Raw genomic sequence first — 25,384 nt, forward strand, 5'->3', positions numbered from 1 at the left:
ATGCTATGGTTGATTATTCAAAAGTACATGAAGTAATTGCGGAAACAAATGAAGGGATTCTCTTGGCTGAGTATCAACCAGAGTATCGTACGGATAGAGAATATCAGACAGAGGCTGATTTAGAAAATCAGTTAATTTCTGATTTGGTAAATCATCTCAACTATGAACGCTTAAATATTCATACACCTGAAGAACTCTTAGCAAATGCCAAGGTGCAAATAGAAAAACTCAATAAGGTGACCTTTACGAATGCTGAGTGGGATCGCTTTGTAGTTGAGTATCTGGATTGTCCCAATGAGGGGTTAGTTGAAAAAACACGCAAGATTCAAGAAAATTATATCTATGACTTTGTCTTTGATGATGGACGAATTAAAAATATTTTCATCCTTGATAAGAAAAACATTCATAACAACAGCATGCAGGTCATTAACCAAGTGACTCAAGTAGGCAGCCATACCAATCGTTATGATGTTACTATTTTAGTGAATGGTCTGCCGTTAGTTCAGATTGAATTGAAAAGACGTGGTGTTAGTCTTAAAGAAGCTTTTGAACAAATCCATAGATATAGCAAGGAAAGCTTCAATAGTGAGAATTCCTTATACAAGTACATTCAGATCTTTGTTATTTCTAATGGGACTTATACGCGCTACTTTGCCAATACGACAGCTCAAAATAAAAATCATTATGAATTCACCTGTGAATGGGCAGACCGCAAAAATAAAACCATTCATGATTTAGAAGACTTTACCGTTACATTCCTAAGTAAACGAGTCCTCTTGGAAGTCTTGACTAAGTATTGTGTCTTTGATGCTGATAATACCTTGCTTATCATGCGCCCTTATCAGATAGCAGCAACGGAGAGTATTTTACGAAAGATACATTCCACAAATGAAATGAAGAATTTCGGTACGATCAATGCTTGTGGCTATATCTGGCACACGACTGGTTCTGGGAAAACTTTGACCAGCTTTAAGACCGCTCGTTTAGCAACAGAGTTGGACTATATTGACAAAGTGATTTTTGTGGTTGATAGGAAAGATTTAGACTATCAAACCATGAAGGAATATCAAAAATTCCAACCAAATTCAGTCAATGGTAGTAACAATACAAAAGAACTCCAACGTAGTATTGAAGAAAATGATGATCGAATTGTTGTCACAACCATTCAAAAATTAAATAAGTTTATCACTGCGAACCCAAACCATGAAATTTACAGTAAAAAATGTGTCTTGATTTTTGACGAGTGTCATCGTTCTCAGTTTGGGAAAGCGCAAAAGCGTATCAAAAAAGCTTTTAAACAGTATGCTTTATTTGGATTTACAGGGACTCCGATTTTCCCAGAAAATAGTTTAACAGGAGAAACAACTCAAGAGGTTTTTGGCGAACAACTTCATAACTACGTTATCACAGATGCTATTCGAGATAAAAAAGTGTTGAAGTTCAAAGTTGATTACAACTATATCAAGCCTGAAATCAATAAGTATAAAGAAGCAGAAAAGGCAGTCGGTCGAGAGCTCGATGAGAAGAAACTCAAAAAGATGGAGAAAGAACTTCTTTTGCATCCTGAACGGATTGCAACCATCACAGAGTACCTGTTGAGAGTCTATAACGACAAGACGCACCGAAATCAACACTATACTCATAAACAAAAACAACTGTCTGGTTTTAATGCCATGCTGGCTGTACAAAGTATTGAAGCTGCGAAATTATACTATGAAGAACTTCAGCGACAACAAGCAGCATTACCAGAAGCTAAGCGTTTGAAGGTCGCGACTATCTTTAGCTTTGCGCCTAACGAAGAACAGTCAGCTTATGGAGAGATTCAAGATGAAGAGCTAGACCCTCAAGATACAGCCATGCCTCTCTCATCTAAAGAGTTTCTAGCTAAGGCAATCTACGACTATAATCAAATGTTCAAGACCAACTTTTCGACTGATGGGAAAGAGTTTCAAAATTACTATCGTGACCTTTCTAAACGAGTTAAGTCTAAGGAAGTGGATTTGTTGATTGTAGTGGGTATGTTCTTGACAGGTTTTGATGCTCCGACTATGAATACTCTCTTTGTTGATAAAAACCTACGTTATCATGGTTTGATTCAGGCTTTTTCTAGAACCAACCGAATTTTTAACAAAGTTAAACCTTTTGGGAATATCGTATGTTTCCGTGATTTAGAAAAAGCTACTCAAGAAGCTATTAGAACCTTTGGGGATACCAATAAACTTGATATTATCTTAGAAAAAAGTTTTAGCGAATACATGGATGGTTTCGTGGATCAGGTAACTGGTATCAAGGTTAAAGGTTATACAGAAGTTTGTCAGGAAATTCTGGAAAGATTCCCGAACCCACAAGAAATAGAAACAGAACGTGATAAAAAAGAGTTTGTTAAGTTATTTGGTGAGTTTCTGAAGCTTGATAACGTTCTTCGAAATTATGATGAATTTCAGGAAATCGACAAGCCTATCTCGGAAGGTTATCTCCAAGATTTAAGAAGTTCTTATGTGGAAATTCGAGATGAATTCTTAAACCTTAAAAACTATGAAAGAACAAAAGATTTAGGTGTTGACCTTTCAGATATTGAATTTGAGATTGAGCTCTTAAAAACGGACGAGATTAATCTGGACTATATACTCGCATTAATTGTTGAAAAATCGAAGAACTCTGAGTCTAAGGAAGCAATGAAAGCTGAAGTTAGCCGTGTTATTCGGTCAAGTATTGATATTCGTGCTAAGGAAGAGTTGGTGATTAGCTTTATCAATGATACTGATTTAGCGAGTCTGAAAGACCATGATGAAATTATCAATGCATTCTATGCTTATGGTAAAGAACGTAAAGCAGTCGCTATTCGTGAATTGGCAGAGTCTGAAAATCTTGTAAAAGATTATCAATTATTCATTGATCGTTCTATTCAACGTGGTTATGCTGAGAATAGTGGAGCTGATTTGGATTCGATTATTCCACCGACTTCTCGTAGACATGGAGCTCGTGAACGTAAGAAACAAGAAGTTTTACATCAGATTCAAACATTAGTAGAGATTTATTCAGGAATTTAGTGACGTGAACTTTAGATTCAACTAAAAATCGATTAGCTCATTTTTAAAATACAACTTTGTTTCCGTATTTCCTGGGAACTAGTAGAAAGTTAGGAGAAATATGGAAAACAACAACCAACGTGCCCTTTGTCAGCAACTCTGGGCGGAAAATAAATACCTTGTTTTGAGCCATTCCAGTAATATTTACAAGGACATTCGCCAGTATCTCAAGCAAGAAGTGGTGGAGCTGAGTCAAGTTCAAGAGATGATTGATCGTGCCTGCCAGATTCCAGAGCACAGGGGTCAGGTTTGCAATGCCTTCCAGCATATTTGGGGCTATTTTAAAAAGCAAGCTAGTCTTGATGAGCGAAAAGACTATATGCTCTTACTGGATCGCTATCGCTTTGGTCAGGCTTCCAAGGAAGACTTGATTGCTAGGACTCGAGACTTGCTTGAACGTTACCCAAATGCTTATCTGCAAGATTCTACCCTGCTGAAAGGAGACTCCCATGAGACTTTGGCATGAAGATTTGATTCCACAACTTCCACGTCCTCAGCTCTTGGGGCAACATCGAGAGTGCTGCGCCCTGCGTGGCAATGGCTGGGGCAGAAAGCATGCGACGGTTGACTATGTCTTTACCCACTCGCCTTATCATCTCTATGCCTATCATCGTTTGATCATGGAGGAGATGGCTGACCGTGGCTACAATGTCAGTCCAGAGTGGCTGGACAAGAACTACCGGGGCAAGACCTGCCCTCCTTATCAAGACTTAGCAGAGGAAAAGCTGAATAGTCCTATCTATAGCGAGCATGACACAGCCTACTATGAGGAGTGTCTGGCTAATCTCCGTGAAAAAGGGATCGAGCTTGAGTGATAGCAAGGATTTGCTCCAATTCAAAACTCTTTTCGTATTTTTTCGAATAATAAAAATGAGACCTTTAGAATGATTCTAAGGTCTTCTTTTATAAGTATTTGGATTTACTTTTAATAAGTTTTGTATTCTATTTAAATTAAAGGACAAGGGCGAACGAAGTGAGCTTTTAGTGGATATTTCCCGCTATAGTGGTATTCTAGATAATAATTTATTATTAGCTAGAACGGGATTTTTGAGACACTCTGGCTCAAAAATTAGGGATGAAATTACGAAGTAATTTGCTCCCGTCCGCACTTTATCAGGGAAATATCAAATTACAAAAATAAAAATAGACCTATAGTCTTTTCTAATAGCAAGTCATAGTCAGCTATCTGTTTACTCAAGTTTGACTATGAACAGGACTATCTTGAAAATCTGTTAATCATTGTCTATCAAAGGATTTGGAGAATCTTCTCCAAATCCTTTTTTGTACTTCAAATAACGATATAGTTTCAAACTATATCAAAGCCTAATTTTTTACAATTATACAGACGCTTTCTTTTCTGTTAAGATAGTTTCAACAACAATTTTTGGAGGACAAAACATGTCAACTACTATTATCGGATTCCCACGTTTGGGTGAATTCCGCGAATTAAAATTTACAACTGAAAAATACTTTAGAAAAGAAATCACAGAAGAAGAACTCTTGGCTGCGGCTAAAGAATTGCGTGCAAAACACTGGAACATTGTCAAAGAAAAAGGCATCACTGAAATCCCATCAAATGACTTTTCTCACTATGACAACTTCCTTGATGCAGCTTTCCTCTTCAACGTAGTTCCTGCATCTGTTCAAAACTTGGACTTGTCTGATCTTGAACGTTACTTTGCTTTGGGACGTGGTTACCAAGGAGAAAAAGGGGATGTTCGTGCCCTTCCGATGAAGAAATGGTTCAACACTAACTACCACTACATCGTTCCAAAATTTGAAAAAGAAACTCAAGTAAAATTGGCTGGTCACAAGATCTTTGATGAGTTCCAAGAAGCTAAAGAATTGGGTCTTAACACTCGTCCTGTCCTTGTAGGTCCATTCACTTTCCTTCAATTGTCAGACTTTGAAGAAGGTGTGAAAGCAGAAGACTTCGTAGATAGCTTAGTAGCTGCTTACCAAGATGTTTTTGCAAAATTGGCTGAACTTGGTGCAACTCGTATCCAACTCGACGAAGCTGCTCTTGTCAAAGATTTGACAGAAGAAGAAAAAGCCCTATTCTTGAACATCTACAACAAACTCTTGGCTGACAAGAAAGGTCTTGAAGTCTTGCTTCAAACTTACTTCGGTGACGTTCGTGACGTCTACGCTGACCTTGTGAAATTACCAGTGGATGCGATTGGTCTTGATTTCGTTGAAGGTAAGAAAACTCTTGAACTCGTTAAAGGTGGCTTCCCAGCTGACAAGACTCTTTATGCAGGTATTGTCAATGGTAAGAACATCTGGCGCAACAACTACGAAAAGAGCTTGGCTGTTCTTGAGCAAATCCCAGCTGAAAATATCGTTTTGACTAGCTCATGCTCACTTCTTCATGTGCCATTTACAACAGCTAATGAAGATTTTGAACCAGCTATCTTGAACCACTTTGCATTTGCAGTAGAAAAATTGGATGAAATCCGTGATTTGGATGCTATCCGCAACGGTCAAGGTGCAGAAGCTCTTGCAGCAAACAAAGAACTCTTTGCAACTGAACGTGTTGGTGAAAATGCTGAACTTCGTGCACGTATCGCTGGATTGACTGACGCAGACTACACTCGTTTGCCAGCCTTTGCAGAACGTGAAGCAATCCAAGAAGAAGCTTTCAAACTTCCAGCTCTTCCAACAACAACGATCGGTTCATTCCCTCAAACTAAGGAAGTTCGTGCTAAACGTTTGGCCTTCCGTAAGGGTGAATTGTCACAAGAAGAATACGATGCCTTCCTTGCTGAAACGATCGACGAATGGATCAAATGGCAAGAAGAAGTTGGATTTGACGTGCTTGTACACGGTGAATTCGAGCGTAATGACATGGTTGAGTACTTCGGTCAAAACTTGTCTGGTTACCTCTTCTCTAAGAATGGTTGGGTACAATCATACGGTATGCGTGGGGTTAAACCACCAATCATCTGGGGTGATGTGACTCGTCTCAACCCTATCACTGTGAAATGGTCTAGCTATGCACAAAGCCTTACTGACAAACCTGTTAAAGGTATGTTGACTGGACCTGTTACTATCCTTAACTGGTCATTCCCACGTGAAGACATCTCTATCAAGGATTCTACTCTTCAAATCGCTCTTGCTATCAAGGATGAAGTTCTTGACCTTGAAGCTGCAGGCGTGAAAATCATCCAAATCGACGAGGCTGCTCTACGTGAGAAATTGCCACTTCGTCGTAGCGACTGGTACGAAGACTACCTTGACTGGGCTATTCCAGCCTTCCGTTTGGTACACTCAACAGTAGCACCAGACACACAAATCCACACTCACATGTGTTACTCAGAATTTACAGATATCATTCCAGCTATCGACAACTTGGATGCAGACGTTATCTCATTTGAAGCTAGCCGTTCAAACCTTGAAATCTTGGACGAACTCAAAGCGAAAAACTTCCAAACAGAAGTTGGACCTGGGGTTTACGATATCCACTCACCTCGTGTGCCTAACGAAGGCGAAATCGACCACACAATCGAAGCAATCCTTGCTAAAGTTCCAAGTAGAAAAGTTTGGATCAACCCTGACTGTGGTTTGAAAACACGTGGTATTCCAGAAACTAAAGAAAGCTTGATCCGCCTTGTAGAAGCTGCGAAAGCTGCGCGTGAGAAATTGTAAGAAAAGATATTTCTCCATACATGGTTGATCAGTAAGAAATCAACTAGAAAAGGTTCATAAATATGTCACGTCAAACACCGTCCCTCTCATTTGAAGTTTTCCCTCCAAACCCAGCAGTAGGCAATGACAAAATTATTGCGGCCCTGAAAGATATGCAGGACTTGGCGCCACACTTTATCAGTGTGACTGCCAGCAATAATAAATTTAATATCAAAGAGACGACGGTTCGTTTGGCAGACTATATCCAAAATGACTTGGAGATTCCGACCATTGCTCACTTGCCAGCTATCTATCTGACTAAGGATAAGGTGGCTGAGACTATTGCAGATTTGGATAAGGTTGGGGTTCAGAAAATCTTGGCTTTGCGTGGAGATATCATTCCTGATGTGGAGCCACAAAAAGATTTCCGTTATGCGACAGACTTGATTGAGTTTATCAATGAACAGGCACCGCACTTTGAAATTATTGGTGCTTGTTATCCAGAAGGACACCCTGATTCGCCAAACCAAATCTCAGATATTCAAAATCTCAAGAAAAAAGTAGATGCAGGCTGTTCAAGCCTTGTCACTCAGCTTTTCTTTGACAACGAGCGTTTCTACGATTTCCAAGACAAATGTACCTTGGCTGGGATTGATGTTCCCATTCATGCGGGTATCATGCCAATCCTCAATCGTAACCAAGCGCTTCGTCTCTTGAAGACTTGTGAGAATATCCATCTCCCACGTAAGTTTAAGGCTATCTTGGACAAGTATGAGAATGATCCTGAGTCACTCAGAGCAGCAGGACTTGCCTATGCTGTAGACCAAATCGTGGACTTGGTAACTCAAGACGTAGCAGGCGTGCATCTCTACACCATGAACAACGCAGACACTGCACAGTACATCCACCAAGCAACCCATGCCTTGTTCAATCACCAACCTTAAAATAATAAAAAGCAAACCATTCTTCTTTTCATAGCAGAATGGTTCCTTTTTTATAGAAAAGACCGTACTTTTTAAGAAAAATATGATAAAATAGACTCTGTACGTACTTGATACAAAGATGAGGGTATTTAGGTTATAGAAGTTATTTAAAGTTGATTATTTTTTAAATAAAATATGATAATAGGTGTCTATAAAAGATACGAACGAAGTGAGGATTAAAAGATATTTCACGCTATAGTGGTATCCTAGAGATTAACTCTGTTATTTTCTAGGACGGAATTTTTTAGACTTCTGGCTAAAAAATTAGGGATGAAATTCCAAAGGAAGTTGCTCCCGTCCGCACTATTCCAGGGAAATATCAAAAGAAGCTACTTAATTGAATTTTGGTCTCATTTCTTATGAAAAAAGATAAGCTTCCTAGCACTCATCGAGTGCGACGTCACCTTCCTATTTTTCTACAGAAATGTTCGGCAAGCCGAACCGTCCAAAATATCTTGATTTTTGTAGGCAAGGCGTATAATTTTATCAATCCAAAGGGGATTACAATGACAAAACAAGTGTTTCAAACGACTTTTGCGGGTCGTGAGTTAATCGTAGAGACTGGTCAGGTTGCTAAGCAAGCCAATGGCTCTGTTGTGGTACGTTACGGTGAGTCAACTGTCTTGACTGCTGCCGTTATGTCTAAGAAGATGGCAACTGGAGATTTCTTCCCACTTCAAGTCAACTACGAAGAAAAAATGTATGCGGCTGGGAAATTTCCTGGTGGCTTTATGAAACGTGAAGGACGTCCTTCAACAGATGCGACATTGACAGCGCGTTTGATTGACCGTCCAATCCGTCCAATGTTTGCGGAAGGTTTCCGTAACGAAGTGCAAGTCATCAATACTGTTCTTTCTTATGACGAAAATGCATCTGCACCAATGGCAGCCATGTTTGGTTCATCATTAGCACTATCTATCTCAGATATTCCATTTGACGGACCAATCGCTGGGGTTCAAGTAGGCTATGTTGATGGGGAAATCGTCATCAACCCTACTCAAGAACAAGCAGAGCAATCGCTTCTTGAATTGACAGTAGCTGGTACTAAGCATGCTATCAACATGGTAGAGTCTGGTGCCAAAGAATTGTCAGAAGAAATCATGTTGGAAGCCCTTCTTAAAGGACACGAAGCTGTTAAAGAATTGATTGCCTTCCAAGAAGAAATCGTTGCGGCAGTCGGTAAAGAAAAAGCAGAAGTAGAATTGCTTCATGTAGACGCTGAATTGCAAGCTGAAATCATCGCAGCTTACAACAGCGATCTTCAAAAAGCTGTTCAAGTTGAAGAAAAATTGGCGCGTGAAGCTGCAACTCAAGAAGTGAAAGACCAAGTTACAGCAGTTTACGAAGAAAAATATGCAGACCACGAAGAATTTGACCGCATCATGCGTGATGTGGCTGAAATCTTGGAACAAATGGAACACGCAGAAGTACGCCGTTTGATCACAGAAGACAAGGTTCGTCCGGATGGTCGTAAGGTTGATGAAATCCGTCCTTTGGATGCGGTTGTTGACTTCCTTCCTCGTGTACACGGTTCAGGTCTCTTCACTCGTGGACAAACTCAGGCTCTTTCTATCTTGACTTTGGCGCCAATGGGTGAAACGCAAATCATCGATGGTTTGGATCCAGAGTACAAGAAACGCTTTATGCACCACTATAACTTCCCACAATACTCTGTTGGTGAAACTGGTCGTTACGGTGCGCCTGGTCGTCGTGAAATTGGTCACGGTGCTCTCGGTGAGCGTGCACTTGCTCAAGTATTGCCAAGCTTAGAAGAATTCCCATATGCGATTCGTTTGGTAGCAGAAGTCTTGGAATCAAACGGTTCTTCATCTCAAGCATCTATCTGTGCAGGAACACTTGCCCTTATGGCTGGTGGTGTGCCAATCAAGGCTCCGGTAGCAGGTATTGCCATGGGTCTGATCTCAGATGGAAACAACTACACCGTATTGACAGATATCCAAGGTTTGGAAGACCACTTTGGAGATATGGACTTTAAGGTTGCAGGTACTCGTGACGGGATTACAGCTCTTCAAATGGATATCAAAATCCAAGGGATTACTGCAGAAATCTTGACTGAAGCTCTTGCCCAAGCCAAGAAAGCTCGTTTTGAAATCCTTGATGTGATCGAAGCAACGATTCCTGAAGTTCGTCCAGAATTGGCTCCAACTGCTCCGAAAATTGATACCATTAAGATTGATGTGGACAAGATTAAGATTGTCATCGGTAAAGGTGGAGAAACCATTGATAAAATCATCGCTGAAACAGGCGTTAAGATTGATATCGACGAAGAAGGAAACGTGTCTATCTACTCTAGCGATCAAGCTGCCATTAACCGCGCTAAAGAAATTATTGCTGGTTTGGTTCGTGAAGCAAAAGTGGACGAAGTCTACCATGCTAAAGTGGTTCGTATCGAGAAATTCGGAGCCTTTGTCAATCTCTTTGACAAGACTGACGCCCTCGTTCACATCTCTGAAATGGCTTGGACTCGTACTAATAATGTAGAAGATTTAGTTCAAATTGGTGATTTTGTCGATGTGAAGGTTATTAAGATCGATGAAAAAGGTCGTGTAGATGCTTCTATGAAGGCACTCTTGCCACGTCCGCCAAAACCTGAACGTTCAGAAGAAAAAGGGGATAAAGGTCATCGTCATGGCGATCGCCCTCGTCACCACCACAAGGACCACAAACCTAAGAAAGAAACTACAGAAACACCAAAAGACTCAGAATAAGAAAGGAGAAATGTATGGGATGGTGGCGTGAAACCATTGATATCGTAAAAGAAAATGATCCAGCGGCTCGCACCACTTTGGAGGTTCTTTTGACCTATCCTGGTGTGAAAGCCTTGGCTGCCCACCGTCTCTCTCATTTTCTCTGGAAGAATGGCTTTAAGCTTTTAGCTCGTATGCACAGCCAGTTTTGGCGCTTTTGGACTCAGATTGAGATCCACCCAGGAGCTCAGATTGACTCTGGTGTCTTTATCGACCACGGGGCGGGTCTGGTTATTGGGGAGACGGCCATTGTTGAGAAGGGTGTCCTTCTCTACCACGGTGTCACTCTCGGTGGTACAGGTAAGGATGTTGGCAAACGACATCCGACCGTGCGTAAGGGAGCTCTTATATCAGCCCATGCCCAGGTTATCGGTCCTGTAGAAATCGGTGAAAACGCTAAAGTCGGTGCTGCAGCAGTTGTCGTGGCAGACGTACCAAGTGACGTGACGGTTGTCGGAATTCCAGCCAAGATTGTCCGAGTGCATGGGCAAAAGGATGAACCAACCATTCACGAAGTCGAAGAAAAACGTGAATACTACGTCAATAAACTTGAGCATGCTAGAGAAGCCAGTCACAGGTCGTCTGGTTTGTAATGAGAAGTGACTCTTTAATTAGGAGGTTAGGTCGATGCTATTAGAAGAATTTGAAAATGTACCTGCTGTTATCGAGCCAACTGATCGAAGCCTCCTTAGTGGTGGAGAAGTTTGTGATACCATTATCTTGTCTTTTAATGGAGAAATCCTTGAACGAGTAAAGCAGATAGAAGGTGTCTACGAAGGTGGCTATCTTACCAATCTAAATGGCAAACTGCCATGGTATATCTATGAAAAAGATGGGAGTAAGGTAGCAGTTTCTATGGCTACTATTGGAGCTCCAATGGTTGTTGGACTCTTAGAAGAACTAAAAGCAAGAGGATTTAAGAATTTTATTGTTTTGGGATCTTGCGGAGTTCTAGACCAGTCTATTCAAGCAGATAAGATTATCCTACCAAGTTCGGCTTTACGTGATGAAGGTACTAGTTATCACTATGCTCCAGCAAGTGATGAAATAGCCTATGAGCGATCTCTACTCTTAACTATGGAAAACGCCTTGGATAAAGCTGGTGTTGAGCATATTAGAACAAAGTCTTGGACCACAGATGCCTTTTATCGTGAGACAGCTGCTAAGGTCAAACGAAGACTTGAAGCAGGAGCTAGAGTTGTAGATATGGAAGCTTCGGCTATCATGGCCTGGGCCCAATATCGACAAGCCAAGGTCTATCAATTTTTCTATACAGCTGACTATGTCGACCATCACAATCATGAGTGGGATGCCAGACGCGAAGAAAGAAAAGCAGATGCTATGACTTTCTTTGAGATAGCCTTAGTAATTGCCAGAGAGCTGGATTGAAACTACTCTTTACGATAAACAAGAAAGAGAAAGGAGTCAGTGAGTGATTAAAATCTATGACACCATGTCTCGTGATTTACGAGAATTTGTCCCAATCGAGGACGGCAAGGTCAAGATGTATGTCTGTGGGCCAACAGTTTATAACTATATCCACGTGGGGAATGCCCGCTCAACGGTAGCTTTTGATACTATTCGTCGCTATTTTGAATATCGTGGCTATGAGGTTGCCTATATTTCTAACTTCACAGATGTGGATGATAAGATTATTAACCGTGCTAAGGAAGAAGGTATCACACCTCAGGAAGTAGCGGACAAGTATATCGCTGCCTTTCGGGAAGATGTGACGGCTTTGGGTGTGAAACCTGCGACTCGCCATCCTCGTGTAGTCGAGTTTATGGCTGATATCATCCGCTTTGTAGAAGACTTGATTGAAAAAGGCTTTGCCTATGAGAGTCAAGGGGATGTCTATTTCCGTGTAGAAAAATCCCACAACTATGCTAAGTTAGCTAATAAAACCCTAGAAGACTTGGAATTAGGTGCTTCAGGTCGGACAGACGAAGAAACAGCTCGCAAGGAAAATCCTGTAGACTTTGCTCTTTGGAAAGCAGCCAAACCAGGTGAGATTTCTTGGGACAGTCCATGGGGGCCTGGTCGTCCAGGCTGGCATATCGAATGTTCGGTTATGTCAACGGAGATTTTAGGCGATACCATCGATATTCACGGTGGTGGAGCTGACCTTGAGTTTCCTCACCATACCAACGAAATTGCCCAATCTGAAGCTAAAACAGGCAAGACTTTTGCCAACTACTGGATGCACAATGGCTTTGTCAACATCGACAATGTCAAGATGTCCAAGTCTTTGGGGAACTTCATTACGGTACACGATGCCCTCAAAACTATCGACGGTCAAGTGCTTCGTTTCTTCTTTGCGACTCAGCATTACCGCAAACCTATCAACTTTACGGAAAAGGCTGTGCGCGATGCCGAGACTAATCTCAAGTATTTGAAGAACACTTACGAGCAACCATTTACTGGAGATGTAGATGCTCAAGAATTGCAAGCTTTTAAAGATAAGTTTGTAGCAGCTATGGATGAGGATTTCAATACAGCTAATGGAATCACTGTTGTCTTTGAAATGGCCAAATGGATCAACTCAGGTAACTATGATGCAAGTGTTAAGGAAACTCTTGCAGCCATGTTGGAAGTCTTTGGAGTTGTCTTTGTTGAGGAAGTTTTGGATGAAGAGATTGAAGCCTTGATTCAAAAACGCCAAGAAGCGCGTGCCAATCGTGACTTTGCGACAGCTGACCAAATCCGTGACCAACTAGCTGCTCAAGGGATTAAACTACTTGATACCAAGGATGGAGTGAGGTGGACACGTGATTGATGTCAATCTCATTAACGGGATTGCGCTAGCCTTTGAAGGAGATGCGGTTTATTCTATGTATATTCGCCGTCATCTCATTCTTAAAGGCATGACCAAGCCCAATAAACTCCATCAAGAGGCCACTAAGTATGTATCAGCCAAGGCTCAGGCACGCTTGATTTCCCTCATGTTGGAGGAGCAAGTCCTAACGGAAAAAGAAGAAGAAATCTATAAACGTGGTCGCAATACCAATAGTCACACCAAGGCAAAGAATGCAGATGTAGTGACCTACCGTATGTCTACAGGTTTTGAAGCGGTCATGGGTTATCTTCATATGACTGAAAATGTGGAGCGTCTAGAAACCTTGATTTCTTGGTGTATCCAAAAAGTGGAGGGCTAGGAAATGATTGCAAAAGAATTACTAGATTGGTTTCCACAAGCTCAAATCGTAGACCAACCAGTCGATAAGGAAGGCTATCTGACGCTTCCAGTATCCGCAAATCAGTGGGTTTTACTGGAGGAAGCTGGACTTAGTGAACGTGAGAAGCAGTTGGTGGCTCTCTTAAGCCAGCAGGAACAAACTATCTCTTTAAATCCTTGGTATAGCTATTTGATAGAGGGCAAGGGGCAAGCACCGCAGAGCTTTAAAAAGCTACAGATTGTTTATTGTCACCTTTCTTATTATCAACAGGAGAACCTGACTTCTTGGTTGGATATGATGAGAACCCTCTTTCCTAATTGCGAGACAGTGCTTCAGGTGGGAGCTCAGGATTACCTATTTGTTCTCCAACAGGACAAATACACTTCTGTTCGCTCTATCTTAACAGATACCTTGGAAGCAGTAGAATACGACTTTGGGGTTCGCCTTTCCATCATGCTTGGTCAGGTCTGGTCGCAAACAGGAAATCAGAGTTTGACAGATCTCATCAAAGCAGAACGTGACTTGTTTAAAAACTGGTGGCGTCAAGGTCATCAAGGATTCCATACTTTTTCTCAACTTTACCTTTGGAGTATGGGTGAAAAAATGGTGGATCTCAGTTTGATCAAAGATTATCTACACCAGATGATTTTGGATCAGGATCAGATTCAGGAAATCATTCTCTCATTATGGGAAAATAGTGCAGTCCTTACGAAGACAGCTCAGCAACTCTATCTACACCGCAATTCTCTCCAATACAAGATTGATAAATGGGAAGAATTAACAGGGCTACAGTTGAAAGAATTGACAGATTTGACCTTGTGTTATCAGTTGATTTTACCAGATATTATTTAAAGTTTTGTGCAAGTTGCACAGAACTTTTTTATTTTTTTGGTCACCTTGCCATAGAAATGTAAAGCGTTTTCATTTATAATAAAACTATCAAAAATAAAAGGAGTTCACCGAAATGGTAGAATTAAATCTTAAAAATATTTACAAAAAATATCCAAACAGCGAACACTACTCAGTTGAAGACTTCAACTTGGACATCAAAGACAAAGAATTTATCGTTTTCGTAGGACCTTCAGGATGTGGTAAATCAACTACTCTCCGTATGATTGCAGGTCTTGAAGACATCACAGAAGGTACTGCATCTATCGATGGCGTGGTTGTCAACGACGTAGCTCCAAAAGACCGTGACATTGCCATGGTATTCCAAAACTACGCTCTTTACCCACACATGACTGTATACGATAACATGGCTTTCGGTTTGAAATTGCGTAAATACAGCAAAGAAGACATCGACAAACGTGTACAAGAAGCAGCAGAAATTCTTGGTTTGAAAGAATTCTTGGATCGTAAACCAGCTGACCTTTCAGGTGGTCAACGTCAACGTGTTGCCATGGGTCGTGCGATCGTCCGTGATGCTAAAGTATTCTTGATGGACGAACCTTTGTCAAACTTGGATGCAAAACTTCGTGTATCAATGCGTGCTGAAATTGCTAAAATCCACCGTCGTATCGGAGCTACAACTATCTACGTAACTCACGACCAAACTGAAGCGATGACACTTGCAGACCGTATCGTTATCATGTCAGCTACTAAAAACCCTGCTGGTACTGGTACTATCGGACGTGTTGAACAAATCGGTACTCCTCAAGAAGTTTACAAAAACCCAGTTAACAAATTCGTAGCAGGATTTATCGGAAGCCCAGCTATGAACTTCATCAACGTTAAATTGAACGGTGATCACATCGTTGGTGACGGCTTCAACTTGAAAGTTCCAGAAGGTGCTTTGAAAGTTCTTCGTGAAAAAGGTTACGAAGGTAAAGAATTGATCTTCGGTATCCGTCCAGAAGACGTGAATGCAGAACCTGCTTTCCTTGAAACATTCCCAGAATCAGTTGTGAAAGCAACTATCTCTGTATCAGAATTGCTTGGTTCAGAATCTCACCTATACTGCCAAGTTGGTAAAGATGAATTCGTTGCTAAAGTTGATGCACGTGACTACTTGCAAGCTGGTGCAACGGTTGAACTTGGATTTGACTTGAACAAAGCTCACTTCTTCGACGTAGAAACTGAAAAAACAGTTTACTAAGATAGATTTTAATCAATCAACACTACTAGACTTTCTCTAGTAGTGTTTTTTAGAGTTCAGCAAAGTCTTACGGAATAGGCTTTTCTAGTTTTCATATCAACAAAAAAGTGTTAAAATGGTAGGAAGAACTGGAGAGTATGCATGCCAAAAGAAGTAATTTATTCAGGCGATGAAGTCGTCGCTTTAACGCAAAAATATTTATCGAAAGAAGATGTGGCTTTTGTACACAAGGCCTTGGTTTACGCTGTAGAATGTCATAGTGGGCAGTATCGTAAATCAGGCGAGCCCTACATTATCCACCCTATTCAGGTAGCAGGTATTTTAGCCAAGCTCAAGCTAGACGCTGTCACTGTTGCCTGTGGTTTTTTGCATGACGTGGTAGAAGACACAGATGCTACTTTGGATGACTTAGAGCGTGAGTTTGGACATGATGTTCGAGTGATTGTAGACGGTGTTACCAAACTTGGTAAGGTCGAGTATAAATCTTTTGAGGAGCAATTGGCCGAGAATCACCGCAAGATGCTCATGGCCATGTCTGAGGATATCCGTGTTATCTTGGTAAAACTCTCTGACCGCCTGCACAATATGCGCACTCTCAAGCATCTTCGTAAGGACAAGCAAGAGCGTATTTCTAGAGAAACAATGGAAATCTATGCGCCACTTGCTCATCGCTTGGGGATTTCAAGTGTGAAGTGGGAACTGGAAGATCTCTCTTTCCGCTATCTCAATCCAACTGAATTTTACAAGATTAGTCACATGATGAAGGAAAAACGTCAAGAACGTGAAGCCTTGGTCGATGAAGTTGTGACAAAACTAGAGGAATATTCATCTGAGCGCCACCTTACAGGAAAAATCTACGGTCGTCCAAAGCATATCTACTCTATCTATCGCAAGATGCAGGACAAGAAAAAACGCTTTGAAGAGATCTACGACCTGATTGCCATTCGCTGTATTCTAGACACTCAGAGTGATGTCTATGCGATGTTAGGTTACGTTCATGAGCTATGGAAACCAATGCCGGGACGTTTCAAGGACTACATTGCCAATCGTAAGGCCAATGGTTACCAATCAATCCATACGACTGTTTACGGACCAAAAGGACCTATCGAGTTCCAGATTCGTACTAAGGAGATGCACGAGGTTGCTGAGTACGGGGTTGCGGCTCACTGGGCCTACAAAAAAGGAATCAAGGGGCAAGTTAATAGCAAGGAATCTGCTATTGGAATGAACTGGATCAAGGAGATGATGGAGCTCCAAGATCAAGCAGATGATGCCAAGGAATTTGTGGATACTGTCAAGGAAAACTATCTGGCTGAGGAGATTTATGTCTTTACTCCAGATGGAGCGGTTCGTTCACTTCCAAAAGATTCAGGTCCGATTGACTTTGCTTATGAAATTCATACAAAGATTGGGGAAAAAGCGACTGGTGCCAAGGTTAATGGTCGTATGGTTCCCTTGACGACTAAGCTTAAAACGGGTGACCAGGTTGAAATCATCACCAATCCAAATTCATTTGGACCAAGTCGTGACTGGCTCAATATGGTTAAGACCAGCAAGGCCCGTAATAAAATTCGTCAGTTCTTTAAAAACCAAGATAAAGAATTGTCCATCAATAAAGGCCGTGAAATGCTGATTAGTCAGCTTCAAGAAAACGGCTATGTGGCCAATAAATTTATGGACAAGCGTCACATGGATGAAGTCCTTCAAAAAACCAGCTACAAGACTGAAGAAGCTCTCTTTGCTGCGATTGGTTTTGGAGAAATCGGAGCCATTACCGTCTTTAACCGTTTGACGGAGAAGGAACGTCGTGAAGAAGAACGTGCCAAAGCCAAGGCAGAAGCAGAAGAACTGGTCAAGGGTGGCGAAGTCAAGGTTGAAAACAAGGAAACTCTAAAGGTTAAGCATGAAGGTGGCGTTGTCATCGAGGGTGCCTCTGGTCTCTTAGTACGGATTGCCAAATGTTGTAATCCTGTTCCAGGTGATGATATCGTTGGCTATATTACCAAAGGTCGTGGTGTTGCCATCCATCGTGTGGACTGTATGAACCTTCGTTCACAGGAAAACTACGAGCAACGTCTACTCGATGTTGAGTGGGAAGACCAATTCTCAACCAAGGAATATATGGCTCATATCGACATCTATGGACTCAACCGTTCTGGTCTTTTGAATGATATCTTGCAAGTTCTATCCAATACAACTAAGAATATCTCAACAGTTAACGCCCAGCCAACCAAGGATATGAAATTTGCTAATATCCATGTATCCTTTGGAATTTCAAATCTTTCAACGTTAACTACTGTAGTTGATAAGATCAAGAGTGTACCAGAAGTCTATTCAGTCAAACGGACCAATGGTTAAGTTGGCTCGATAGATCTAGAAAGGATTTCTATGAGAATTATCGTTCAGCGCGTCAAGGAAGCTCAGGTTTCTATTGAAGGGCAGATTCATGGTCAAATCAAACAGGGGCTCCTGCTCTTAGTGGGTGTTGGACCTGAAGACCAGCAAGAAGATTTGGATTATGCAGTCAGAAAACTTGTCAATATGCGGATTTTCTCAGATGCCGAAGGCAAGATGAACCTATCTGTTAAGGACATCCAAGGAGAAATTCTCTCCATCTCTCAATTTACTCTTTTTGCCGATACTAAAAAAGGAAATCGTCCAGCCTTTACAGGTGCAGCCAAACCAGATATGGCCGAGGCCTTCTATCAAGATTTTAATCGAGAACTAGCCAAGGAAGTTCCTGTTGAGACAGGAGTCTTTGGAGCAGATATGCAGATAGAACTGGTCAATGATGGACCGGTAACTATCATCCTTGATACAAAAAATAGATAAGAAAAACCAAGCTTGTTGGCTTGGTTTTTTTGTGACGTACTTAGTTCATCTTTTCAACATAGAGCTGTTTGGCGATTTCTAGACTTACCAAGAGTTCTTCGTTCTTATGAATCAAAGTAAAGGTGTTAGAAAAATCATCAAACTGTTGAACTTGGAGTTTATCTCCGATATTGATGGCATGTTTTTCAAGATATTTGAGGAGGTCAAAGCTATCGTGAACGCGAGTCAGGAGATAGGTTCCAGCTTCTTTGGTTTCTGCTAGTGGCAAGTTATTGATTTCAACCAAAAGTTCTCCCTTAGCAGGAATGGTACCACCATGAGGGCAGGTCTTTGGAAAGCCGAGCATACTTTCTAATCTTTCCACAAAAAAGTCTGAAACGGTATGTTCTAATACCTCGGCTTCCTCATGAATCTGGTCGCTGGTATAGTCTAGATGGTGGACCAGAAAAACCTCAATCAAACGGTGTTTACGATAGAGCTCAGATACAAGTTTTAAACCAATATCAGTCAATAAGTATCCTTTTTTCTTGTCTTTTAAGATGAGATTTTCGGACTGCATGCGCTTGATCATTTCGGTTACAGCTGGAGGAGATACCTGCATTCGAGCAGCAATTTCCTTATTGGTAATCTTAGGAACATCCATGCCAATCTCATAAATACATTTTAAATAGTCTTCTTTATTTGGGGTCATTCGCATTTCCTTGTTTATTATCTCCATCTAGTATACCAAAAAAGAGGCTGGGACAAAAGTCCTAGCCTCTCAATTGTCTTTGGATTGTCGAGCAAGACGCAGTGGTTGAGTGGACTCTACTACGCTGATTTCATCAGCTTTTACAGCCCTACTCAACTGTGCGGAGGTGGGACAACGAAATCGAATTCTAACGAATTACCGATTTCTGTCCCACTCTCTATTGCTACAAGAGCTGGACTTAGTTGAGTTCTTTTGCAGCTGCAATAGCGGCTTCAAAATCTGGTTCGCTGTTGATATTGTTTACGTATTCGACATAGCGGATGGTGTTGTCGGTATCGAGGACAAAGACCGCGCGTGCAAGCAGATGCCATTCATTGATTAAGAGGGCATAATCTCGTCCAAAGGAGTGGTCGAAGTAGTCTGAGAGCATGATGGCATTTTCAATTCCCTCTGCGCCACACCAGCGTTTTTGCGCAAACGGAAGGTCCATTGATACTGTTAGTACTACAGTGTTGTCCAAGCTAGCCAGTTCTTGGTTAAAGCGACGAGTCTGAAGTGAGCAGATGCCTGTATCGATAGAAGGGATGACACTCAAGATTTTTTTCTTGCCTTCAAAGTCAGCCAGTGTTTTTTGAGAGAGGTCAGTCGTTGTGAGAGAGAAGTCAAGAGCCTTGTCACCTACTTGTAGTTGTTTTCCTGTAAAAGTTACAGGATTTCCAAGGAATGTAGTCATAAGCTACTCCAATCTTTTTTCTTTCATTCTACATTAAATGTTCAGACTCTTCCAATAATTTGACCGAAAATTGATTAGACAAAAAACGCCAATTCCGTGAGAACGACGTTTTTAAAATAATTATTTAGACAAACCTTCAGCAATCTTGTCAAGGTTATATTTCATCATGTTGTAGTAGCTGTCGCCTTCTTTACCTTCTTCAGCGATTGAGTCCGTAAAGATTTGAGCATAGATTGGGATACTTGTGTCTTTAGAAACAGTCTTCATTGGACGGTCGTCGACACTAGATTCAACAAAGAGAGATGGAACTTTCATTTGGCGAAGTTTTTCAACCAAAGTCTTGATTTGGTCAGGAGTTCCTTCTTCTTCAGTATTGATTTCCCAGATGTAAGCACTTGGTACACCGTAAGCTTTAGAGAAGTATTTGAAGCATCCTTCGCTGGTTACGATGAGTTTCTTGTCAGCAGGAATATTGTCGAATTTAGCTTTAGCTTCCTTGTCAAGTTTGTCTAGCTTATCAGTATATTCTTTGAGATTTTTTTCGTAAAATTCTTTGTTGCTAGGGTCTTTAGCGCTCAATTGTTTTGCGATGTTTTTAGCAAAGATGATCCCATTTTCAAGGTTGAGCCAAGCGTGTGGGTCTTCTTTGCCTTTTTCGTTTTGACCTTCAAGGTAGATAACATCAACGCCTTCGCTGACTGCAAAGTAGTCTTTGTTTTCAGTTTTCTTGGCATTTTCTACCAATTTTGTAAACCAGGCATTTCCACCTGTTTCAAGGTTGATACCGTTATAGAAAATCAAATCAGCTTGAGAAGTTTTCTTGACGTCTTCAGGTAGTGGTTCGTATTCGTGTGGGTCTTGACCAACAGGAACGATACTGTGAAGATCAATCTTGTCACCAGCAATATTTTTAGTAATATCAGCGATGATTGAGTTTGTGGCAACAACTTTTAGTTTTTGACCAGAAGCTGCATCTTTTTTTCCACTAGCACATGCTACAAGAGCAATGACGGAAAGAAAGAGAACGAGTAATGTACCTAATTTTTTCATTAGATCCTCCAATTTATTGGGGCTTTGCCCCTTATTTTAACAAATGTTTATTTTTCAGTTTCAAATATCGTTGTTTTGGAGCGATAAAGAAGCTAATGAGAAAGAAACTAGCAGCTGTAAGCACGATACTAGAACCTGCCGCAACGTTAAAGCTATAGCCGATAAAGAGTCCCAAAACTGAAGCTGTAGCTCCAAAGGTTGAGGAAAGGAAAATCATACTTTTCAGGCTATTAGCATACAGATAAGCAGTTGCAGCTGGGGTAATCAGCATGGCTACAATCAGGATAGTTCCGACACTTTGCATGGCTGTCACAGACACGAGAGTTAGGAGTACCATGAGTAAGTAGTGATAGAAATTGACAGGCATTCCCATGGCTTTAGCCAAGAGTTCATCAAAGGACGTTATCAAGAGTTGCTTGAAGAAAATCCAGATTAACAAGAGAATGGCTGCCCCTACACCCATAGTAATAAACATATCTGTATCTTGAACAGCAAGAATATTACCAAAAAGGATATGGAAAAGGTCAGTTGAACTTTTAGCGACACTAATCAAGATGATACCGAGGGCTAAGAAAGAAGAAAAGGTAATGCCGATGGCGGTATCGCTTTTGACAATCGAGTTTCCCTTGATGTAGGTAATGATGATAGCAGCTAGCAGTCCAAAGACAATGGCTCCGATAAAGAAGTCAATGCCCAAGATGAAGGAGAGGGCTACACCTGGTAAGACAGCATGTGAAATGGCATCTCCCATGAGTGACATCCCACGTAGAATGATGAAACATCCTACAGCTCCAGCTACGACCCCGATAACAATAGCTGTTATCAAGGCATTTTGTAAGAAATGGAATTTTTGCAATCCATCGATAAATTCTGCAATCATAGGTCACCTCCATTGAAAAAGAGTCGATTACCGTAAGCTTCTTTGAGATTGGCTTGGGTAAAGGTTTCTTTGGTCGGACCAAAAGCAATCACTTCTCGATTGACAAGCAAGACTTGATCGAAGTAGTTGGGAACCTTGCTGAGGTCGTGGTGGACGATGAGAACCGTCTTCCCAGCTTTTTTCAGATCTCTCAGCGTATTCATGATGATTTCCTCACTGACTGAGTCAATCCCAACAAAGGGTTCATCTAAGAGGATATAGTCGGCTTCCTGCACCAAACATCTGGCAATCAAGACCCGCTGGAACTGACCTCCAGACAGTTGACTGATTTGACGTTCAGCGTAGTCAGCTAGGTCGACGATTTCAAGGGCCTCTTGCACTTTCTTCCAATGTTTAGCATTTAAACTTCGAAAGAGAGGAATAGAGGGAAATAGTCCTAACGAGACGCATTCCTTGACCTTGATGGGAAAGTTGTAGTCAATATGAATTTTTTGCTCGACATAGGCAACTCGATGTAAGGATTTTTTAACTTCCTTGTCATCGAGAAATGCCTGACCTTGATGTGGGATAATTCCCAGCATACCTTTTAATAATGTTGATTTCCCAGCGCCGTTTGGACCGATGATTCCGGTAATCGTTGGTCCTTGGAGCACTAGTGAAATATCCTTTAGTGCCAACGTTTCTTTGTAGGAGACACTGAGGTTTTCGATACGTATCATACAGTTGTATTCCTCCTGGATTTTAATATACCTTAATTTTATTTTTAAGTCAAGTTAATTTTGGTAAAAATTTAAAATATTAATGATGAAATCAAATAGGAGGAGGCGGCATTTTTAATTGCATTCCCCAGGGATTTTTGCTAAGCTAAGAATAAGTGAAATTAGGAAAGTGAGAACAAGATGACACGTTATCAAGATGATTTTTATGATGCTATAAATGGTGAATGGGAAAAGACTGCAGTCATTCCAGCTGATAAATCACGAACAGGTGGTTTTATCGACCTTGACGAAGAAATTGAAGACTTAATGCTAACAACAACTGATAAGTGGTTGGCTGGAGAAAATGTTCCTGAAGATCCTATCCTAGCGAACTTTGTCAAATACCATCGTATGGTCAGAGATTTCGACAAGCGAGAAGAAGATGGGATCAAGCCAGTACTTCCTTTATTGAAGGAATACCAGAATTTAGAAAGTTTTGCGGATTTCTCAAGTAAACTAGCAGAGTTTGAATTAGCTGGCAAACCAAACTTCCTTCCATTTGGTGTATCACCTGACTTTATGGATGCTAGAACCAATGTTCTTTGGGCTAGTGCTCCAGGAACAATCTTGCCTGACACAACCTACTATGCGGAAGACCATCCACAGCGCGAGGAATTATTGAACCTTTGGAAAGAAAGTACTGCTAATCTCCTCAAAGCTTATGACTTCTCAGATGAAGAAATCGAAGATCTTTTAGAGAAACGATTGGAGTTGGACCGCCGTATCGCAGCTGTCGTACTTTCAAACGAAGAGAGTTCAGAATATGCCAAACTTTACCATCCATATTCTTATGAAGATTTCAAGAAGTTTGCGCCTGCCTTACCTCTCGATGACTTTTTCCAAGCAGTGATTGGTCAAACTCCAGATAAGGTTATCGTAGATGAAGAACGTTTCTGGCAAGCAGCAGAGCAATTCTATAGTGAAGAAGCTTGGCCTTTACTCAAGGCAAGCTTGATCTTGAGTGTGGTCAATCTTTCAACAAGCTATTTGACAGATGAGATTCGCATTTTGTCAGGTGCTTATGGCCGTGCCCTTTCAGGAGTTCCAGAAGCCCAAGACAAGCGCAAGGCTGCTTACCACTTAGCCCAGGGACCATTCAAACAAGCGCTCGGTCTTTGGTATGCACATGAAAAATTCTCTCCAGAAGCGAAAGCTGATGTAGAGAAAAAAGTGGCAACCATGATTGATGTTTATAAGGAACGTTTGGCTAAGAACGACTGGCTGACACCTGAAACACGAGACAAGGCAATCGTCAAACTAAATGTTATCAAGCCATATATTGGTTACCCAGAAGAACTACCAGCTCGCTATAAGGACAAGGTAGTGGATGAATCTGCTAGCCTCTTTGAGAATGCCCTAGCCTTTGCGCGTGTAGAAATCAAGCACAGTTGGAGCAAGTGGAATCAGCCGGTTGACTACAAGGAGTGGGGAATGCCTGCTCATATGGTCAATGCCTACTACAATCCACAAAAGAACTTGATAGTCTTCCCAGCTGCTATCTTACAGGCACCATTCTATGACTTGCATCAGTCATCTTCTGCCAACTATGGTGGTATTGGTGCGGTTATTGCCCATGAAATTTCTCACGCCTTTGATACTAATGGAGCTTCCTTTGATGAAAATGGAAGTCTCAAGGATTGGTGGACAGAGAGCGACTACGCAGCCTTTAAAGAAAAAACACAGAAGGTTATCGACCAGTTTGATGGTCAAGAATCTTACGGTGCAAAAATCAATGGGAAATTAACTGTATCCGAAAACGTTGCGGACCTTGGAGGAATTGCTGCTGCCCTAGAAGCTGCAAAGAGAGAACCGGACTTTTCAGCTGAAGAGTTCTTCCATAACTTTGCTCGTATCTGGCGTATGAAAGGGCGTCCAGAGTTGATGAAACTCATGGCTAGCGTTGATGTGCACGCGCCAGCTAAACTTCGTGTTAACGTCCAAGTGCCAAACTTTGATGACTTCTTTACAACCTATGATGTCAAAGAAGGTGATGGTATGTGGCGTTCACCAGAAGACCGTGTGATTATTTGGTAATCAAAAAACCAAGGATGATTGTCCTTGGTTTTTACGTTTTAGAAAAATGGATTAAAAGTCTTTTCATGAGCGATGGTCGTAGCAGGTCCGTGACCTGGATAGACATCGTAGTTAGGAAGGGTAAAGAGCTGGGTTTGGATACTATGGAGAAGCTGTTCCATGCTACCTGTAGGTAGATCTGTTCGGCCAATAGTTTCACGGAAAAGAGCATCACCCGTTAAGACTAGCTGGGCATCCGGAAAGACAAAGGATACTCCACCGATAGAGTGACCTGGAGTTGGGAGTACTGTAAAACGAAACTCCTCAATTTGGTATTCTTCATGAAAGACAAAGGTCTGTTCAGCTGGTCTACATACGACGTCTGCCATATCATCATGACGAGGGAGACCTGAGAGATTGTCAACAGGAGTATAGAGCCAAGATTCTTCGCTTTCTGCCACATAGACTGGAGGGTTTCCAAAAGTATCTCTGACCAAGTCCAGACTCATAATATGGTCGTAGTGAGTGTGGGTCAGGAGAATCGCACAGACTGGTTTGTTGATTTTCTCGATAGTCTTGCGAATGGCCTCCCAATGACTACCAGGATCGACTACAATCAGGTGTTGCTCCCCTTCAAGATAATAAGTATTTTCATAGGCGACAGGATTCACAGTTTTATGGATTTTCAT

21 protein-coding genes are annotated in these 25,384 nt (G+C 41.4%); 15 read left to right on the forward strand and 6 right to left on the reverse strand.

Going from position 1 to position 25,384, the window contains the following annotated elements; translation table 11 throughout:
* The first annotated feature begins 5 nt into the window (after positions 1-5).
* From HW271_RS02390 to dtd, 14 genes are all read left to right on the forward strand, one after another.
* Positions 6-3,050, forward strand: coding sequence for a type I restriction endonuclease subunit R (locus HW271_RS02390; protein ID WP_178894711.1), 3,045 nt, complete (start codon positions 6-8; stop codon positions 3,048-3,050).
* Positions 3,051-3,150: 100 nt separating this feature from the next.
* Positions 3,151-3,555 carry a YbgA family protein gene (locus HW271_RS02395; protein ID WP_178894712.1) on the forward strand — a complete coding sequence of 135 codons (405 nt, stop codon included), beginning with the start codon at positions 3,151-3,153 and terminating at the stop codon, positions 3,553-3,555.
* Entirely contained in the window at positions 3,539-3,904 is a 366-nt protein-coding gene (locus tag HW271_RS02400; RefSeq protein ID WP_178894713.1) for a TIGR02328 family protein, read from the forward strand. The genes HW271_RS02395 and HW271_RS02400 overlap by 17 nt, the downstream gene beginning before the upstream one ends.
* Before the next feature lie 583 nt (positions 3,905-4,487).
* Complete coding sequence (metE, locus tag HW271_RS02405; RefSeq protein WP_178894714.1) at positions 4,488-6,737, forward strand: 5-methyltetrahydropteroyltriglutamate--homocysteine S-methyltransferase; 2,250 nt, start codon at positions 4,488-4,490, stop codon at positions 6,735-6,737.
* A 62-nt stretch (positions 6,738-6,799) separates the two neighbouring features.
* Positions 6,800-7,660 (forward strand): methylenetetrahydrofolate reductase [NAD(P)H], encoded by an 861-nt coding sequence (metF, locus tag HW271_RS02410; RefSeq protein ID WP_178894715.1) that lies wholly within the window; start codon positions 6,800-6,802, stop codon positions 7,658-7,660.
* 545 nt (positions 7,661-8,205) lie between these two features.
* Positions 8,206-10,428, forward strand: a complete 2,223-nt coding sequence (gene pnp / locus HW271_RS02415; protein ID WP_178894716.1) for a polyribonucleotide nucleotidyltransferase — start codon at positions 8,206-8,208, stop codon at positions 10,426-10,428.
* A gap of 14 nt (positions 10,429-10,442) precedes the next feature.
* Positions 10,443-11,060, forward strand: coding sequence for a serine O-acetyltransferase (gene cysE, locus HW271_RS02420; protein ID WP_178894717.1), 618 nt, complete (start codon positions 10,443-10,445; stop codon positions 11,058-11,060).
* Between the two features lie 34 nt (positions 11,061-11,094).
* Positions 11,095-11,856, forward strand: a complete 762-nt coding sequence (locus HW271_RS02425; protein WP_178894718.1) for a nucleoside phosphorylase — start codon at positions 11,095-11,097, stop codon at positions 11,854-11,856.
* A 43-nt stretch (positions 11,857-11,899) separates the two neighbouring features.
* Positions 11,900-13,243, forward strand: coding sequence for a cysteine--tRNA ligase (cysS, locus tag HW271_RS02430; protein WP_178894719.1), 1,344 nt, complete (start codon positions 11,900-11,902; stop codon positions 13,241-13,243).
* Positions 13,236-13,622 carry a Mini-ribonuclease 3 gene (locus tag HW271_RS02435; RefSeq protein ID WP_178894720.1) on the forward strand — a complete coding sequence of 129 codons (387 nt, stop codon included), beginning with the start codon at positions 13,236-13,238 and terminating at the stop codon, positions 13,620-13,622. The genes cysS and HW271_RS02435 overlap by 8 nt, the downstream gene beginning before the upstream one ends.
* A gap of 3 nt (positions 13,623-13,625) precedes the next feature.
* Positions 13,626-14,495: a helix-turn-helix domain-containing protein gene (locus tag HW271_RS02440; RefSeq protein ID WP_178894721.1), complete on the forward strand. Its 870-nt coding sequence runs from the start codon at positions 13,626-13,628 to the stop codon at positions 14,493-14,495.
* A 112-nt stretch (positions 14,496-14,607) separates the two neighbouring features.
* Positions 14,608-15,738 (forward strand): ABC transporter ATP-binding protein, encoded by a 1,131-nt coding sequence (locus HW271_RS02445; protein ID WP_178894722.1) that lies wholly within the window; start codon positions 14,608-14,610, stop codon positions 15,736-15,738.
* A gap of 141 nt (positions 15,739-15,879) precedes the next feature.
* On the forward strand, positions 15,880-18,096 hold the full coding sequence (locus HW271_RS02450) for a bifunctional (p)ppGpp synthetase/guanosine-3',5'-bis(diphosphate) 3'-pyrophosphohydrolase (protein WP_178894723.1): 2,217 nt from the start codon (positions 15,880-15,882) through the stop codon (positions 18,094-18,096).
* Between the two features lie 30 nt (positions 18,097-18,126).
* Positions 18,127-18,570 carry a D-aminoacyl-tRNA deacylase gene (gene dtd, locus HW271_RS02455; protein ID WP_178894724.1) on the forward strand — a complete coding sequence of 148 codons (444 nt, stop codon included), beginning with the start codon at positions 18,127-18,129 and terminating at the stop codon, positions 18,568-18,570.
* Between the two features lie 40 nt (positions 18,571-18,610).
* Here the strand turns inward: dtd and HW271_RS02460 are convergent, their stop codons facing one another.
* The 5 genes from HW271_RS02460 to HW271_RS02480 all read right to left on the reverse strand — a co-directional run bounded on the left by HW271_RS02460 (position 18,611) and on the right by HW271_RS02480 (position 22,643).
* Entirely contained in the window at positions 18,611-19,261 is a 651-nt protein-coding gene (locus tag HW271_RS02460) for a metal-dependent transcriptional regulator (protein ID WP_178894725.1), read from the reverse strand.
* A 238-nt stretch (positions 19,262-19,499) separates the two neighbouring features.
* A complete protein-coding gene (tpx, locus tag HW271_RS02465) occupies positions 19,500-19,994 on the reverse strand; it encodes a thiol peroxidase (protein WP_178894726.1) in 495 nt (164 codons plus the stop codon).
* 120 nt (positions 19,995-20,114) lie between these two features.
* Positions 20,115-21,044, reverse strand: a complete 930-nt coding sequence (locus tag HW271_RS02470) for a metal ABC transporter substrate-binding protein (protein WP_178894727.1) — start codon at positions 21,042-21,044, stop codon at positions 20,115-20,117.
* Between the two features lie 31 nt (positions 21,045-21,075).
* Positions 21,076-21,924: a metal ABC transporter permease gene (locus HW271_RS02475; protein ID WP_006148893.1), complete on the reverse strand. Its 849-nt coding sequence runs from the start codon at positions 21,922-21,924 to the stop codon at positions 21,076-21,078.
* On the reverse strand, positions 21,921-22,643 hold the full coding sequence (locus HW271_RS02480) for a metal ABC transporter ATP-binding protein (RefSeq protein WP_006148892.1): 723 nt from the start codon (positions 22,641-22,643) through the stop codon (positions 21,921-21,923). Before HW271_RS02480 ends, HW271_RS02475 begins: the two co-directional genes overlap by 4 nt.
* 180 nt (positions 22,644-22,823) lie before the next feature.
* On the opposite strand from HW271_RS02480, the gene HW271_RS02485 reads away from it, so the two are divergent.
* On the forward strand, positions 22,824-24,716 hold the full coding sequence (locus HW271_RS02485; RefSeq protein WP_178894728.1) for a M13 family metallopeptidase: 1,893 nt from the start codon (positions 22,824-22,826) through the stop codon (positions 24,714-24,716).
* A gap of 38 nt (positions 24,717-24,754) precedes the next feature.
* Here HW271_RS02485 and HW271_RS02490 read toward each other — a convergent pair whose 3' ends face one another.
* Entirely contained in the window at positions 24,755-25,384 is a 630-nt protein-coding gene (locus tag HW271_RS02490) for an MBL fold metallo-hydrolase (protein ID WP_178894729.1), read from the reverse strand.

The organism is Streptococcus sp. oral taxon 061 (genome assembly GCF_013394695.1).
Classification (GTDB): Bacteria; Bacillota; Bacilli; order Lactobacillales; family Streptococcaceae; genus Streptococcus.

Bases quoted from the DNA above. Each gene is read 5' to 3' on its own strand.
- HW271_RS02475 (WP_006148893.1), bottom strand. From the start codon at position 21,924: ATGATTGCAGAATTTATCGATGGATTGCAAAAATTCCATTTCTTACAA.
- HW271_RS02485 (WP_178894728.1), top strand. From the start codon at position 22,824: ATGACACGTTATCAAGATGATTTTTATGATGCTATAAATGGTGAATGG.
- cysE (WP_178894717.1), top strand. From the start codon at position 10,443: ATGGGATGGTGGCGTGAAACCATTGATATCGTAAAAGAAAATGATCCA.
- HW271_RS02450 (WP_178894723.1), top strand. From the start codon at position 15,880: ATGCCAAAAGAAGTAATTTATTCAGGCGATGAAGTCGTCGCTTTAACG.
- metF (WP_178894715.1), top strand. From the start codon at position 6,800: ATGTCACGTCAAACACCGTCCCTCTCATTTGAAGTTTTCCCTCCAAAC.
- tpx (WP_178894726.1), bottom strand. From the start codon at position 19,994: ATGACTACATTCCTTGGAAATCCTGTAACTTTTACAGGAAAACAACTA.
- metE (WP_178894714.1), top strand. From the start codon at position 4,488: ATGTCAACTACTATTATCGGATTCCCACGTTTGGGTGAATTCCGCGAA.
- HW271_RS02480 (WP_006148892.1), bottom strand. From the start codon at position 22,643: ATGATACGTATCGAAAACCTCAGTGTCTCCTACAAAGAAACGTTGGCA.
- dtd (WP_178894724.1), top strand. From the start codon at position 18,127: ATGAGAATTATCGTTCAGCGCGTCAAGGAAGCTCAGGTTTCTATTGAA.
- HW271_RS02470 (WP_178894727.1), bottom strand. From the start codon at position 21,044: ATGAAAAAATTAGGTACATTACTCGTTCTCTTTCTTTCCGTCATTGCT.
- HW271_RS02445 (WP_178894722.1), top strand. From the start codon at position 14,608: ATGGTAGAATTAAATCTTAAAAATATTTACAAAAAATATCCAAACAGC.
- HW271_RS02490 (WP_178894729.1), bottom strand. From the start codon at position 25,384: ATGAAAATCCATAAAACTGTGAATCCTGTCGCCTATGAAAATACTTAT.
- HW271_RS02400 (WP_178894713.1), top strand. From the start codon at position 3,539: ATGAGACTTTGGCATGAAGATTTGATTCCACAACTTCCACGTCCTCAG.
- HW271_RS02460 (WP_178894725.1), bottom strand. From the start codon at position 19,261: ATGACCCCAAATAAAGAAGACTATTTAAAATGTATTTATGAGATTGGC.
- HW271_RS02440 (WP_178894721.1), top strand. From the start codon at position 13,626: ATGATTGCAAAAGAATTACTAGATTGGTTTCCACAAGCTCAAATCGTA.
- HW271_RS02395 (WP_178894712.1), top strand. From the start codon at position 3,151: ATGGAAAACAACAACCAACGTGCCCTTTGTCAGCAACTCTGGGCGGAA.
- HW271_RS02390 (WP_178894711.1), top strand. From the start codon at position 6: ATGGTTGATTATTCAAAAGTACATGAAGTAATTGCGGAAACAAATGAA.
- HW271_RS02425 (WP_178894718.1), top strand. From the start codon at position 11,095: ATGCTATTAGAAGAATTTGAAAATGTACCTGCTGTTATCGAGCCAACT.
- pnp (WP_178894716.1), top strand. From the start codon at position 8,206: ATGACAAAACAAGTGTTTCAAACGACTTTTGCGGGTCGTGAGTTAATC.